This window comes from Sulfurimonas sp. ST-25, from assembly GCF_048079205.1.
GTDB classification, from domain to species: Bacteria; Campylobacterota; Campylobacteria; order Campylobacterales; family Sulfurimonadaceae; genus Thiomicrolovo; species Thiomicrolovo sulfuroxydans.
Genome location: NZ_CP182225.1, coordinates 693,361 through 705,946, shown reverse-complemented (window position 1 = coordinate 705,946; position 12,586 = coordinate 693,361). Strand labels below are relative to the sequence as shown.

General features: G+C 56.2%; 15 protein-coding genes. 13 read left to right on the top strand and 2 right to left on the bottom strand.

The window, feature by feature from the left end:
- From trmB to ACM66T_RS03535, 4 genes are read left to right on the top strand one after another with little or no spacing between them, the layout of a single operon-like run.
- Positions 1–1,173 (top strand): tRNA (guanosine(46)-N7)-methyltransferase TrmB, encoded by a 1,173-nt coding sequence (gene trmB, locus ACM66T_RS03550; RefSeq protein WP_231020425.1) that lies wholly within the window; start codon positions 1–3, stop codon positions 1,171–1,173.
- Positions 1,166–1,837, top strand: a complete 672-nt coding sequence (locus tag ACM66T_RS03545; protein ID WP_231020424.1) for a cell division ATP-binding protein FtsE — start codon at positions 1,166–1,168, stop codon at positions 1,835–1,837. The genes trmB and ACM66T_RS03545 overlap by 8 nt, the downstream gene beginning before the upstream one ends.
- Positions 1,824–2,636, top strand: coding sequence for a cell division protein FtsX (locus tag ACM66T_RS03540; RefSeq protein WP_231020423.1), 813 nt, complete (start codon positions 1,824–1,826; stop codon positions 2,634–2,636). Before ACM66T_RS03545 ends, ACM66T_RS03540 begins: the two co-directional genes overlap by 14 nt.
- The gene (locus tag ACM66T_RS03535; RefSeq protein ID WP_231020422.1) at positions 2,633–3,847 is read left to right on the top strand and encodes a murein hydrolase activator EnvC family protein; all 1,215 of its coding nucleotides are present in this window, start codon (positions 2,633–2,635) and stop codon (positions 3,845–3,847) included. Before ACM66T_RS03540 ends, ACM66T_RS03535 begins: the two co-directional genes overlap by 4 nt.
- Here ACM66T_RS03535 and ACM66T_RS03530 read toward each other — a convergent pair.
- Both ACM66T_RS03530 and ACM66T_RS03525 read right to left on the bottom strand, forming a co-directional pair.
- Positions 3,844–4,143, bottom strand: coding sequence for a hypothetical protein (locus tag ACM66T_RS03530; protein ID WP_231020421.1), 300 nt, complete (start codon positions 4,141–4,143; stop codon positions 3,844–3,846). The genes ACM66T_RS03535 and ACM66T_RS03530 overlap by 4 nt on opposite strands.
- Positions 4,136–4,387, bottom strand: coding sequence for a hypothetical protein (locus tag ACM66T_RS03525; protein WP_231020420.1), 252 nt, complete (start codon positions 4,385–4,387; stop codon positions 4,136–4,138). The genes ACM66T_RS03530 and ACM66T_RS03525 overlap by 8 nt, the downstream gene beginning before the upstream one ends.
- 127 nt (positions 4,388–4,514) lie before the next feature.
- Between ACM66T_RS03525 and ACM66T_RS03520 the strand changes: the two genes are divergently transcribed.
- From ACM66T_RS03520 to ACM66T_RS03480, 9 genes are all read left to right on the top strand, one after another.
- A complete protein-coding gene (locus ACM66T_RS03520; protein ID WP_231020419.1) occupies positions 4,515–5,729 on the top strand; it encodes an argininosuccinate synthase in 1,215 nt (404 codons plus the stop codon).
- A 12-nt stretch (positions 5,730–5,741) separates the two neighbouring features.
- The gene (locus ACM66T_RS03515) at positions 5,742–6,470 is read left to right on the top strand and encodes a ferredoxin-thioredoxin reductase catalytic domain-containing protein (protein WP_416768777.1); all 729 of its coding nucleotides are present in this window, start codon (positions 5,742–5,744) and stop codon (positions 6,468–6,470) included.
- A gap of 16 nt (positions 6,471–6,486) precedes the next feature.
- Positions 6,487–6,933 carry a 50S ribosomal protein L9 gene (gene rplI / locus ACM66T_RS03510; protein ID WP_231020417.1) on the top strand — a complete coding sequence of 149 codons (447 nt, stop codon included), beginning with the start codon at positions 6,487–6,489 and terminating at the stop codon, positions 6,931–6,933.
- Positions 6,933–7,478, top strand: a complete 546-nt coding sequence (hslV, locus tag ACM66T_RS03505) for an ATP-dependent protease subunit HslV (protein WP_231020416.1) — start codon at positions 6,933–6,935, stop codon at positions 7,476–7,478. The genes rplI and hslV overlap by 1 nt, the downstream gene beginning before the upstream one ends.
- On the top strand, positions 7,475–8,803 hold the full coding sequence (gene hslU / locus ACM66T_RS03500) for an HslU--HslV peptidase ATPase subunit (protein ID WP_231020415.1): 1,329 nt from the start codon (positions 7,475–7,477) through the stop codon (positions 8,801–8,803). Before hslV ends, hslU begins: the two co-directional genes overlap by 4 nt.
- A gap of 12 nt (positions 8,804–8,815) precedes the next feature.
- Positions 8,816–9,691 carry a GTPase Era gene (era, locus tag ACM66T_RS03495; RefSeq protein ID WP_231020414.1) on the top strand — a complete coding sequence of 292 codons (876 nt, stop codon included), beginning with the start codon at positions 8,816–8,818 and terminating at the stop codon, positions 9,689–9,691.
- Between the two features lie 300 nt (positions 9,692–9,991).
- Positions 9,992–11,524: a hypothetical protein gene (locus ACM66T_RS03490; protein ID WP_416768776.1), complete on the top strand. Its 1,533-nt coding sequence runs from the start codon at positions 9,992–9,994 to the stop codon at positions 11,522–11,524.
- Positions 11,521–12,153 (top strand): hypothetical protein, encoded by a 633-nt coding sequence (locus ACM66T_RS03485; protein WP_231020412.1) that lies wholly within the window; start codon positions 11,521–11,523, stop codon positions 12,151–12,153. Before ACM66T_RS03490 ends, ACM66T_RS03485 begins: the two co-directional genes overlap by 4 nt.
- Positions 12,153–12,578 carry a hypothetical protein gene (locus tag ACM66T_RS03480; protein ID WP_231020411.1) on the top strand — a complete coding sequence of 142 codons (426 nt, stop codon included), beginning with the start codon at positions 12,153–12,155 and terminating at the stop codon, positions 12,576–12,578. Before ACM66T_RS03485 ends, ACM66T_RS03480 begins: the two co-directional genes overlap by 1 nt.
- Positions 12,579–12,586 lie beyond the last annotated feature (8 nt).

Below are 12,586 nucleotides of genomic sequence, written 5' to 3'. Positions count from 1 at the left end.
ATGCCCCACCTGCATATCGCTTCGTTCAAGGCTCCGGCCTTCCCCGCGGCCGCGGACGGCGTCACCTTTCACTATATGGCGGAGAATACCCTCCACGACGATGAAAAGCTGATCGCCGCTTCCATCGGCGAGAAAGAGTTCTTCCTGCTGCTCAAGCGGCTGCCGGACAAAACCCTGCTCAAAGCGGACAAGATCTCCCGCCCCTCGGCCACCCACTATGTCAAGCGCGCCCTTCAGGCCTATGCGGGGCTCGTCGGACTGGAGGTCCTCGCCTCGAACGTCGACAGCGGCGAAGCAAACATGCACCTGGGCAACGACAGCGCGCTCTGGTCCATCCACGATTTCGAGCGCAACTTTCCCACCGACCGTGAGATCCGCATCGAGGTAGGCTTCGGTTCCGGCCGCCACCTGCTGCACCAGGCCAAGGCGAACCCGGAAGTCCTCTTTATCGGGATCGAGATCCACAAGCCCTCCATCGAGCAGGTGCTCAAACAGATCAATATCCAGCAGCTTGACAATCTCCTGCTGCTCGACTATGACGCCCGCCTCTTTTTGGAACTCGTCCCCTCCAACCTTGCCGGGCGCATCTACGTCCACTTTCCCGTCCCCTGGGACAAGAAACCCCAGCGCCGCGTCATCGGGGAAGCTTTCATCGCCGAGAGCATCCGGGTGCTGAAACCCGAAGGGAAACTGGAACTGCGTACCGACAGCGACAACTACTTCGCCTACAGTTTCGAGACCTTTATGGCCCTGAACCAGAACCATATCGAGATCTACAAGAACCGCGCCCTGGAGGTCAGCAGCAAGTACGAGGACCGCTGGCGCCGGATGGAGAAGAACATCTACGACGTACTGATGCACAACGAAGAGCTTTCCGGACCGCTGGAGGCGATCGCCCCCTTCGTTTTCGACGCCATCGCACCCGACCATGAACGCCTCGAAGCCCTCAACGGCTCCACGCTGCGTTTTGACGAAGGGTTCGTGCACTTCGAGCGCCTCTACCGCACCGACGACGACCGCGCCATGTTCCGCCTCTCCATGGGCCCCTACGCCCGTCCCGAGCATCTCTATCTGATCCTCGGCGATGCGCCGCGCTACCTCCCGACACCGCCGGTGCGCTCCCGGACGAACGCCCGCGCGCATCAGCTCCTGATCGAGGCCCTGCATGGATAAGATCATCATCGCCGACAACCTCTCCCTGGGCTACGGCAAGCATGAAACGATCATCTCCAAGGCGACCTTCGCGATCGACTCGGGGAGCTTCGTTTTCATCACCGGGGCCAGCGGGAGCGGCAAGTCCACCCTGCTGAAATCCTTCTTCGGCGCTCTCCCTATGCTCTCGGGCAACCTCACCGTCGGCGGGGTCGACATGGACAATATCCATACGAAGAAACTCAACTTCCTGCGCCGCCACGTCGGCATCGTCTTCCAGGACTACAAGCTTGTCAAAGAGTGGACGATCGAAAAGAATGTCATGCTCCCGCTGCTCATCAACGGCTACGCCCGCGACATCAGCGAGATGCAGGTGGAGAAGCTTCTCGGCCACGTCAAACTTACCCACCAGCGGGGCAAGTACCCCATGGAGCTGAGCGGGGGCGAGCAGCAGCGCGTCGCCATGGCACGCGCCCTCGCCCACAACCCCATCCTTATCCTCGCGGATGAACCGACGGGGAACCTGGACGAGTACTCTTCCAAGGTGATCTGGAACCTTCTCGAGGGGGCCAACACCCAGCTCGAAGCGACCGTCGTCGTCGTCACCCACCACATCCCCGAGACGCTGGGGATCAAATACAAGCACTACCATATTGAGCACGGAGACGTCTATGAAGTCTCTTAAAAGCCACTTTTCGCTGATCACGGCGCTCTTTTCCATCCTCATCACCCTGCAGCTCTTTTTGAGCCTGGAGCGGGTCATCGGGGCGTACGAACAGCGCCTGGGGGACAACTACGGCATCGTCGTCGTCAGCGACAACAACCTCTCCCTCGCCTTTTTCCAGGGCATCGACGATGCTATCAGCGCCGTTGAACCCCTCTCGCCCGCCCGGGTGCTGCAGCAGCTCCAGCAGCAGACCGGGGACTCCCAGATCAACCTGATGACGCTGAACCTTCCGCACTTCTACCGGCTCCGGATGGCCCACTTCATCACCCCGGACGAGGCGCGGGAACTGGGAAAGAGGCTGCTGCGCGATCGGGCCATCAGCCGCGTCGAGACCTTTGCGCAGCAGCATGACACCGTCTACCGGCTGCTGCAGCTTTTCAAGAACGTTGTCAGCGTCCTGGCGGCCGTCGTCCTCCTCGTCACCTCGCTGCTCATCATCAAAGAGATGCGCCTGTGGCAGTTCCAGCACCGCGAACGGATGAACATCATGGCCCTCTTCGGTGCCCCGGTCTGGCTGCGATCGGCCGTCCTCTTCCGCCTGGCCATCGTCGATGCCGTGATCGCTTCGCTGCTGGCGACGACCGTCTTTGTCCTCGTCGACCACTACGGCTGGATGGCTCAGCTCCTCTCCCTCGTACAGCTGCAACCGACGCTCTTCCAGCCGCTGCACGACGTGCCGCTGCTCACGGGCGTGGCCATCTCCCTCTCCATCCTGCTCGCTTCCATGATCGTCATGGGGCACAAAGAAGAGGTATGATCCGGGCCGCCCTTCTGCTTTTCGTGCTGCTGACCGCCGCCGTGGCGGCCAAGAGCATCGACGACAAAATCGACGAGACCTCCAAAAGTCTCAGCTCTTTCGACCGCAACTACGCCTCGGTCAATGCCAAGATGGCCAAGACCGCCAAGGCGATCCTGAAAAAAAAGCGGACCGTTCTGACCCAGCAGAAGAAGATCGAATCCCTCGAGTCGGCACTGCAGGGCAAGGCCACCATCCTTTCCGGTGCCAAGGATGAACTGGTCACGCTCGCCGAAACGCAGCAGACCCTCGAGGCCAACCGCAAAAAACTGCGCGACGACCTCGCCGACCTTATGGCGCGCATCGTCTCGCTCACCATGATCCAGGAGGACAGCAACACTCTCTCCCCCGACGCGGTCATCGGCGAGGCGGTTTTTAGCGCGTTGAACGCACAGACCAAAGAACAGATCAAAAAGCTCGGGAATGACTACCGCGCGAACGAAGCCGCCCTGAAGCAACTGACGGCAAAAACAGCAAGGCTCAAAACGGACATCGCTTCGATCGAACAGGAAAAACGCGACCTCCAAAAAGCCAAACAGACGAATGAAAAGGCCCTGGGCGACCTGCAGACGAAGAAGAGCCGCTATAAGAAAGAGATCAAAAAGATCCTGGCGCAGAAGTCCGCCCTGAAAGAGACCCTGGCCCAACTGCACATCATCCAGGAGAGCGAATCGCAAAAAGCGGCCGCGCGCCAGGAGGAGAAGCGCAACGAAGCGCTGCTGGCTTCCAAAGAGGTTCCCGACGTCCGTTCCGTCGGCAGCAGCTACCACAAAGCGCGGACCCGCCGCTACCGCGGTTCAAAGACAATCGCACCACTCGATGCGTACACGGTCCTGAAGCGCTACGGCACCTACACCGACCCGATCTACAAGATCAAGATCTTCAACGAGTCGGTCTCCCTGCAGCCAAAAAGCCCCAACGCCAAAGTCAAGGCCGTCTTCAACGGCAAGGTTATTCTTGCCCAGGAGACGCCGATGTTGGAGAACGTCGTCATTATCGAGCACTCCGGCGGACTGCATACCATCTACGCCCACCTCGACCAGATCGCCCCGACGGTCCAGAAAGGCAAACGTCTCAAAAAAGGGAGCGTCATCGGCCGCGTGAACGATGAACTGATGTTCGAAGTGACCCAGAAAAACTACCACATCGACCCGCTTCAGGTAATCCGCTAAGCCCCCTTGTAGGCCTTTTCGAAGATATCGGAGAGGGTCTGCATCGTCTCGAAGAGCGCCGCTTTCGTCTCGAAATGGAGCAGTTTGCGCTGGGCCGGGACCTCTCCGGGGGGGTCGAAGTCAAAGACGAGGACGTACTCCGCGATCTTCACTTCGTCTTTTTTCAAATCCGCCCACTCCAGGGAGACCTGGGCCTCGGCACCGCCCCCCTCGACGATCGCCGCCGGGTAGAGACGGGTGATTTTGGAGAGGTCGAGCTGCAGTCCCTGCGCCTCGTATAGCATCGTATCAGCCACGTTCATCCTTGTTCAGTGATTTTTCCATGTCCCCCCGGTGCATCCGCCGAAAGGCCAGCAGCCCGAAGGCGATGCCTATGGCGATAAAGAGCATGCCCCAGCCATCATTGCGTTCCCAGGCCATCGCGATCCAGCAGAGGTCCGCCACCAGGTAGGCCCACACCGCTTCGAAGATCTTCCCGCGGTAGGTCAAAAAGGCGCCGACATTGAGCAAAAGACCGCCGATAATGGCAAAACTTGGCATCCGGAGCTCCAAACTTTTTCAAAAGTATAGCAGGTCCCCCACCCGAACCCGGGTGCCCTTTACCTCGTCGTCATCTAAACTGCGCTAAAATCGCGGCATCATAATTATCCTTCAAGGACATATATCCATGAAAAAAGAAGTCAAAAAAGTCGTTTTGGCCTACTCCGGCGGCCTGGACACCAGCGTCATCCTCAAGTGGCTGCAGGATGAGTACCAGTGCGAAGTCGTCACCTTTACCGCCGATATCGGCCAGGGCGAAGAGGTCGAACCGGCACGCCAGAAGGCGCTCAGCCTCGGTATCAAACCTGAAAACATCTTTATCGACGACCTGCGCGAAGAGTTCGTCCGCGACTACGTCTTCCCGATGTTCCGCGCCAACGCCATCTACGAAGGCGAATACCTTCTGGGCACTTCCATTGCCCGTCCGCTGATCGCCAAGCGCCAGGCGGAGATCGCCAAGATCACCGGCGCCGACGGCGTCAGCCACGGCGCAACCGGCAAAGGGAACGACCAGGTCCGCTTCGAACTGGGCTACCTCGGCCAGAACAGCAGCCTCACCATCATCGCCCCGTGGCGCGAATGGGACCTCAACTCCCGCGAAAAGCTGCTCGCCTACGCCGAGAAGCACGGCATCAAGATCGAGAAAAGCGGGAAAAAATCCCCCTACTCCATGGACGCCAACCTCCTGCACATCTCCTACGAGGGGGGCATCCTTGAAGATCCCGCTGCGGAACCCGAAGAAGATATGTGGCGCTGGACCGTCTCCCCGGAGACGGCACCGGACGAGCCTGAGTACATCGAGATCGGCTATAAAAACGGCGACCCGGTCAGCCTGAACGGTGAAGCCCTCTCCCCGGCAACGATGCTCGAGACCCTGAACAAGCTGGCGGGCAAACACGGTATCGGCCGCGCCGATATCGTCGAGAACCGCTACGTCGGGATGAAGAGCCGCGGCTGTTACGAAACGCCGGGCGGTACGATCATGCTCAAAGCGCACCGCGCCATCGAGTCCATCACCCTCGACCGCGAAGAGGCGCACCTCAAAGACGAGCTGATGCCGCGCTACGCGAAACTGATCTACAACGGCTACTGGTTCGCACCGGAGCGCGAGATGCTCCAGGCCGCCATCGACAAGACCCAGGAGAACGTTGAAGGGACGGTCCGCCTGAAGCTCTACAAGGGCAACGTCATCGTCGTCGGCCGCAGCTCCGAACAGTCGCTGTTCAACCCGGAATACTGTACCTTCGAAGAGGACGCGGTCTACGACCAGAAAGACGCCAACGGCTTCATCAAGCTCAACGCCCTGCGCTTCATTATCGCGGGCAAAGCGCGCAAACAGTAGAAGGAAACCGTTATGGCCGGCGGAATTACGAAGATCGATATCAACTCTGACGAATTCCAGAGCGAGCTCGAGCGGACGATCCGCTTCACCGACAAGGTTGTCGAGCAGTTTGGCTGGTCCTACAACCCCGATGCAGAGATCAACGAGGGGATTCAGCTGGGGCTGACACGCAACAAGCTGATGCACGGCAAGCGCTACTGCCCCTGCTTCTTTGTCACCGGCGACAAGGAACAGGACCGCATCTGCCCCTGCAAGCCGGCGATCGAAAAAGAGATCCCCGAAGACGGGGTCTGCCACTGCCAGATCTTCTGCACCCCCGCATATGCCGCCCAGCACCGAAGCGAAGAGGAGATCGAAGAGGTCGTTCACCAGCACTCCCGAGGACTCAGTGCCGAAGAGTGCGCTCTGCTGCTTCAAAAAGAGCAGTTCGACGGTGACGAGCTCACCGCCCTTCTCGAAGGGAGAATGCTCGGCATGGTCGATTTCAAACTGATCGACGTGCGCGAACACATGGAGTGGCAGATGGGGCATATCAAGGGCGCCGACCGCCTTATCCCCACCAGCAGCTTCTGCGACACCCTGGAGAGCGCAAAGCTCTCCAAAAAAGAGAAGCTGATCGTCTACTGCCATGTCGGCAGCCGGAGTGCGCACTGCCAGCGCATCCTCAGTGACATGGGATTTGAAAACGTCGGTAACCTGACCTACGGGATCGTCGCTTACGGCGGCGAACTCGAACGCTGAAACACAAGGAGAAGAGATGAGAGTACTGTTGATCAAAGATGTCAAAAGCCTCGGCAAAGCCGGCGAGGTTAAAGAGGTCAAAGACGGCTACGGCAAGAACTTCCTGATCGGCAAAGGGTTTGCCAAGCATGCCACCGACGACGTGATCGCGGAATGGGAGGAGGCAAAACGCCAGGCCGCCGCGAACGAGGCCCAGGAGATCGCCGACCTCACCGCCATGAAAGCGAAGCTCGAAGCCCTGGAGGTGACAATCGCGAAGAAACTGGGCGACACCGGCCACCTCTTCGGCGCCGTCACCAAAGATGACATCGCCAAAGCGCTCGAGGATGGGCACGGCATCACCATCGACAAAAAGCACATTGAAGCCAAAAAAGCGATCAAAATGACCGGGAAGCACGAGGTCGACCTCAAACTCGGCCACGGCATCCATGCGCTACTGCACCTCGACATCGTAGGTGCATAATGTTCGACGCAACGACGATCCTCGCGTACAAGGGTGAGGGCAAAGCGGTCATCGGCGGGGACGGGCAGGTCACTTTCGGGCACACCGTCCTAAAAAACAACGCCACTAAGATCCGCAAACTGCACAACGGCCAGGTGCTGGCCGGATTCGCCGGCTCCACGGCGGACGCTTTCAACCTCTTCGACATGTTCGAGGAGTTCCTCTCCGCGCGCAAAGGGGACATGGTCAAGGCCATTATCGACTTCTCAAAAGCGTGGCGGAAAGACAAGGTCCTTCGGCGTCTGGAAGCGATGATGATCGTCCTCAACACCGAGCATATCTTTATCCTCACCGGCAACGGCGACGTCGTCGAGCCCGAGGATGGCCAAATTGCCTCCATCGGCAGCGGCGGCAACTACGCCATTGCCAGCGCCCGTGCCCTGAAAAAGCATGCTGACATGGCACCCGAGGCCCTCGTCGAGGAGAGCTTGCATATCGCGGCGGACCTCTGCATCTACACCAACCATGAGATCAAAATCCTGACCCTGGAGGCCTCGGAAGCATGAACATGACCCCCAAGGAGATCGTCTCCTATCTCGATGCCTACATCATCGGCCAGCAGGCTGCGAAAAAGAGCATCGCCCTTGCCCTGCGCACCCGCTACCGCCGGATGCAGCTGGACGGCGAGATGCAGCACGAGATCATGCCCAAGAACATCCTGATGATCGGCTCTACCGGGGTCGGAAAGACGGAGATCTCCCGCCGGTTGGCCAAGATGATGGGCGTTCCCTTCATCAAGGTCGAAGCAAGCAAGTTCACGGAGGTCGGCTTCGTCGGCCGCGACGTCGAGTCCATGGTCCGCGACCTCGTCATGACCTCCATCGCTCTTGTCAAAGAGGAGCAGAAAGCGGCGAACGAAGAGGCGATCAAAGAGTATGTCCTCGACAAGATCGTCGACAAGCTGCTGCCACCGCTGCCGCCCCTCTCCTCGGAGACCAAGAAAGCCGAATATGCTTCCTCCCGCGAACGGATGCGGCAGAGGGTCATTGACGGCGAGATGAACGACAAGACGATCGAGATCGAGCTCCCCAAGGGAAATATCGAGTTCAACGACAGCGGCATGCCGCCGGAGATGGCGAAGATGCAGGAATCCTTCGCCAAGATGTTCAGTTCAATCAACAAAAAAGAGAACAAAAAAGAGATGAAGGTCTCCGATGCGATCCGTATCCTTGACAGTGAAGCAACCGAAGCGCTTCTGGATATGGACGCCATCCGAAGCGAGGCCGTACGCCGCGCGGAAGACGGCGGCATCATCTTCCTCGACGAGATCGACAAGATCGCCGTCAGTGCCAAGAGCCAGGGGCGCAACGACCCCAGCAAAGAGGGGGTACAGCGTGACCTGCTTCCCATTGTCGAAGGGAGCAGCGTCGGCACAAAGTACGGGCCGGTCAAAACCGACCACATCCTTTTCATTGCCGCCGGGGCCTTTCACCTGACCAAGCCGAGTGACCTTATCCCCGAGCTTCAGGGGCGCTTCCCGCTTCGCGTCGAGCTACAGTCCCTTGACGAAGAGGCGCTCTACGCCATCCTCACCCAGCCGAAGAACTCGCTGATAAAACAGTACAAGGCGCTGCTCGCCGTCGAAGAGGTCACCCTGGAGTTTGATGACGACGCCATCCGTGCCATCGCCGCCCTCGCGCAGCAGGCCAATGAAAAGACCGAAGACATTGGCGCCAGACGTCTGCACACTATCTTGGAAAAGGTGCTCGAAGCGATCAGTTTTGACGCCGAATCCTACGCCGGAGAGACCTATACCGTCACCAAAGCGATCGTCCACGACAAACTGGATATCGTCATCGAAGATGAAGACCTCTCCCGTTATATCCTTTAAAGGAGCCCCTGTATGACCAAAGCCGGTTTCGTAGCCCTCGTCGGACGCCCGAACGCGGGCAAAAGTACCCTACTCAATGCGCTGCTGGGCGAGAAGATCGCCATGGTCAGCCAGAAAGCCAATGCGACGCGCAGGCGTCTCAACGCCATCGTCATGCACGGGGAAGATCAGCTGATCTTCGTCGACACGCCGGGTCTGCATGAAAAAGAGCGCAAGCTCAACCAGTTCATGCTCGAAGAGGCCCTCAAGGCGATCGGCGACTGCGATCTGATCGTCTACCTGGCCCCGGCTGCGGACAGCGTCAAACACTACAAGCGCTTTTTGGAGATTGCCGGCGGGAAAAAGCACCTCATTGCGCTCAGCAAAATTGACCAGATCTCCCAGGGAGAGCTGCTAGCACGCATCGCGGAGTACAACGCCTTCTCTGAGCACTTCGAGGCCCTCATTCCCGTCTCTGTGACCAAGCATACCGGTCTCGAACAACTCAAAGAGGTCATTACGCGCTTTCTGCCGGAATCACCCTACCTCTTTGACCCTGAAGACCTCACCAATGAGAAGCTGCGTGACATCTTCCGAGAGTTCATCCGCGAATCAATTTTCGAGAACATCAGCGACGAAATCCCCTACGGGACCGATGTCGTCATTGACAAGATCGATGAAGCTGATGACATCGACCATATCCGCGCCACAATCATCGTTGAAAAGGAGAGCCAGAAAGGAATTATGATCGGTAAAAGCGGCGCGACGATCAAGCGCATCGGCAAGCATGCCCGTCAGAAAATCGAATCCCTTTCCGGCCACCGCGCCTACCTTGATCTGTTTGTCAGCGTGAAACCCAACTGGACCAACGATAAGAAGATGCTGGAAGACCTCGGGTACCAAACCTGAACTTCCGGCAGACAAGTCATAAAAATAGATTCTACCTCACTCCCCCGCGACAACCATAACTAGGGCTTTTTTGCACACTTATAAGAAAATTTTTAAGTTTACTTGGGCTACAATGAAAATGTGTGAAACCTCAGAACGATAACACCCTGTGTTATTTTGCAATGTGGTTTTATGTTGTTAATAAATGAACCAGGTGAACAAAAACGGGTGGCAATCCGGTTGCCCCCGGCTATCTAGAGATAGTATTCGCCCTTCATGATATGGCTGCCGGACAGTCCAAAAAGAACAGGGATTTGCGACATGAACAATTCTAACGAGCAGGTTTTTGATACGGTCCTCTCGAACAACCCGTATAATCACACCTACTACCTCGGGAGCGGTAATCAGTTAAGTGCTGCTAAAAACCCGCAGTATGGTAAGAAACAGTACGGGATTTCCTATCTCAACACGAGTAGCTTCATCACGGCCCAGATCGGTGTAAGCAAAAACATCCCCGATGACGATCTTGCTTTTGTCATTGAAACTAAGGCATACGAAGAGCTCGCCCTCGACATGGCGATCGAGTACACGATCGATTTCATCGAGGTGCCGACGGACGGAAGTGCGAAAGAACGCATCTTCCATGTATTTATTGTCGACCCGCTCGTCATCGACGAGACCTTTGCCCAAACGGTTTCAGCTCTGCAGTATGTCGACCAGATCGTTCCGGTACCGCTGCTGCTCAAAACCCTTTACAGCCATGAGATCGTTCAGGGATACGGTGCGCACTGCTACATCTATTTCCAGGAAAATGACGCCTTCTTCACCCTCTACAATGAGCAAGAATTCGTCTACACAAAGAGTCTCAAATACTCTTTCCGTGACATGCATGAGCGTTTCTGCGAGCTCCTAGGCGAACAGATCGACCTTGCGGACTTTCAGACGCTGCTTGCGACCGAAGGGCTTGCGACGCAGAATCCGGAGTACCAAAAATACCTGATCAAACTCTTCGGCGAACTCTTCCTCCATATCAACGACGTTCTTAATTACGCGAAACGCGCTTACGAAATCGAAACGATCGAAGAGATTTATATCGGTTCGCAGATCGGCTCAATCGCCGGGGTTGACGAGTATTGCCAGACCTATCTGGGGTTTGAGGCCAAGTCGTTCGACTTCTCCTACGGTTTTGCGACGGACAGCTACATTGACCAGATCCACCAGCTGATGCAGCTGTATGCGCGCACAGACAAAGCGGCGCGTTACGACGTCAACTTCTCCATTTACCACCGTCCGCCCCCGTTCTTCCAGCGTCACAGCGGTAAACTTTTCGCCGTCACGGCACTCTCGCTCGTCGTCGCATTCGCCTATCCCGTCACCTACTGGACGATGGGATATGCCGAAAGCGTACGCAAAGCGCTGCTGGAGAAGCAGTACCGCGAGACCCATGCGATCAAAGTAACGCGTGAAGAGACGATCAATCTCAAACTGGCGCAAAAAGCTGAAGCACAGAAACTGCTGGACGCAGAGGTTGAACTCTTTGAGGAACGCAAAGCAACGCTGATCAAGATTCACGATGTCAAGGTCAATTACCCCATGAAGGCAGAGATGATGGCTTCCCTGACCAGGGAATTGAACCGTTTTGATGTCGGCGTTGCAGACATCTCCTATAAACAAAATGAGAAAGAAAAAGTTTTCAGTCTGCTTGTAATGGCCAAAAAAGACAAACAGATCACTGATCTGGTCGAATTTATGACAAAGCACCGCACCCAGCGTTTCCACTACAATATCGAGAAAATCGAATTGGATGAGGAAACCAACTATTACCGCGGTGACCTGAAGGTGGTGCTGAAATGAAATTCAATCTTGAACAATATCTCTATCCGATAGACCAGTCCTTCGCCAGCAAAAAGCAGGGCGAGGTCTATATGATCTACGGTCTGATCGCCGTGGCACTGGTAGCGTTTTCCTATCTTCTTTTCTGGGAAAGTGCCGAGCGCGAATATCTCCAAGTCAAAAAAGAGAGAATCGCCGTCGAACAAAAACTCCGGGCGGATGAGCAGTACCTGGCGATGCACCCCGAAAGTGAAATCAAGCAGATCGAAGCGCAGATTGAAGCGATCAAAATGGAGACGGTAGCGACTCAGGAAAAAAATGAGTACATCAACTTCAAGATCAGCCAAATCTCCGAACTCTTCTATAATGAAGAAGCTTGGGGTAAATATATCGACTCGATTGCCGAAAACGCAAAAAAATACAACATCAAGCTCGCACTTCTCAGCAACAAACGCGCCATTGAAAAAGAGAAGTTCGGTCATGTCTTGGATATTAAAGTCTTTGCAAGTGGTCAATTCGACAATATGCTCAAATTCGTCAATGCGATGGAGCAGAGCGATCTCGTCATTGACCTGCACGGTCTTGACCTCAGAGCCAAGGAAAAACTGGAACTCGACGTCAACTCATCTGTATGGGGGATTACTTACTAATGAAAACGAAGCTACTACTCCTCACCCTGCCGTTGATCGCACTCGCCGAGGGCATGCAGCCTGACATGAAGTGGGTAGACGATGAGATCGCAGCGATCAAACCGCCCCGCAAGGGGGTTCATGCCAGTGCGCTGTACGGATTACAAGACCCCTTTAGGGCGCAACTGATTATCAACCAGCCCCATAAGGCAAAGGCGACGGGCACATACGTGAAGCGTCCCAAGCAGAGGTACATGACCCTCGAATCCGTCATCAACAGTCGCACCGCGCTGATTGACGGCAAATGGTACAAAGAAAAAGACACCATTTACGGGTACGTCATCACGAAGATCGAACGCGACAGCGTCTTGCTTCAGAAGAAGAAGAAAGAAGTAACGCTGACGCTGAAGAAGAAGAACCCAAAAATCCAAATCAACGCCAAATAGGAAAAGAC

Bases quoted from the DNA above. Each gene is read 5' to 3' on its own strand.
- ACM66T_RS03490 (WP_416768776.1), top strand. From the start codon at position 9,992: ATGAACAATTCTAACGAGCAGGTTTTTGATACGGTCCTCTCGAACAAC.
- ACM66T_RS03520 (WP_231020419.1), top strand. From the start codon at position 4,515: ATGAAAAAAGAAGTCAAAAAAGTCGTTTTGGCCTACTCCGGCGGCCTG.
- ACM66T_RS03525 (WP_231020420.1), bottom strand. From the start codon at position 4,387: ATGCCAAGTTTTGCCATTATCGGCGGTCTTTTGCTCAATGTCGGCGCC.
- ACM66T_RS03485 (WP_231020412.1), top strand. From the start codon at position 11,521: ATGAAATTCAATCTTGAACAATATCTCTATCCGATAGACCAGTCCTTC.
- ACM66T_RS03540 (WP_231020423.1), top strand. From the start codon at position 1,824: ATGAAGTCTCTTAAAAGCCACTTTTCGCTGATCACGGCGCTCTTTTCC.
- rplI (WP_231020417.1), top strand. From the start codon at position 6,487: ATGAGAGTACTGTTGATCAAAGATGTCAAAAGCCTCGGCAAAGCCGGC.
- ACM66T_RS03535 (WP_231020422.1), top strand. From the start codon at position 2,633: ATGATCCGGGCCGCCCTTCTGCTTTTCGTGCTGCTGACCGCCGCCGTG.
- ACM66T_RS03545 (WP_231020424.1), top strand. From the start codon at position 1,166: ATGGATAAGATCATCATCGCCGACAACCTCTCCCTGGGCTACGGCAAG.
- ACM66T_RS03480 (WP_231020411.1), top strand. From the start codon at position 12,153: ATGAAAACGAAGCTACTACTCCTCACCCTGCCGTTGATCGCACTCGCC.
- trmB (WP_231020425.1), top strand. From the start codon at position 1: ATGCCCCACCTGCATATCGCTTCGTTCAAGGCTCCGGCCTTCCCCGCG.
- ACM66T_RS03515 (WP_416768777.1), top strand. From the start codon at position 5,742: ATGGCCGGCGGAATTACGAAGATCGATATCAACTCTGACGAATTCCAG.
- hslU (WP_231020415.1), top strand. From the start codon at position 7,475: ATGAACATGACCCCCAAGGAGATCGTCTCCTATCTCGATGCCTACATC.
- hslV (WP_231020416.1), top strand. From the start codon at position 6,933: ATGTTCGACGCAACGACGATCCTCGCGTACAAGGGTGAGGGCAAAGCG.
- era (WP_231020414.1), top strand. From the start codon at position 8,816: ATGACCAAAGCCGGTTTCGTAGCCCTCGTCGGACGCCCGAACGCGGGC.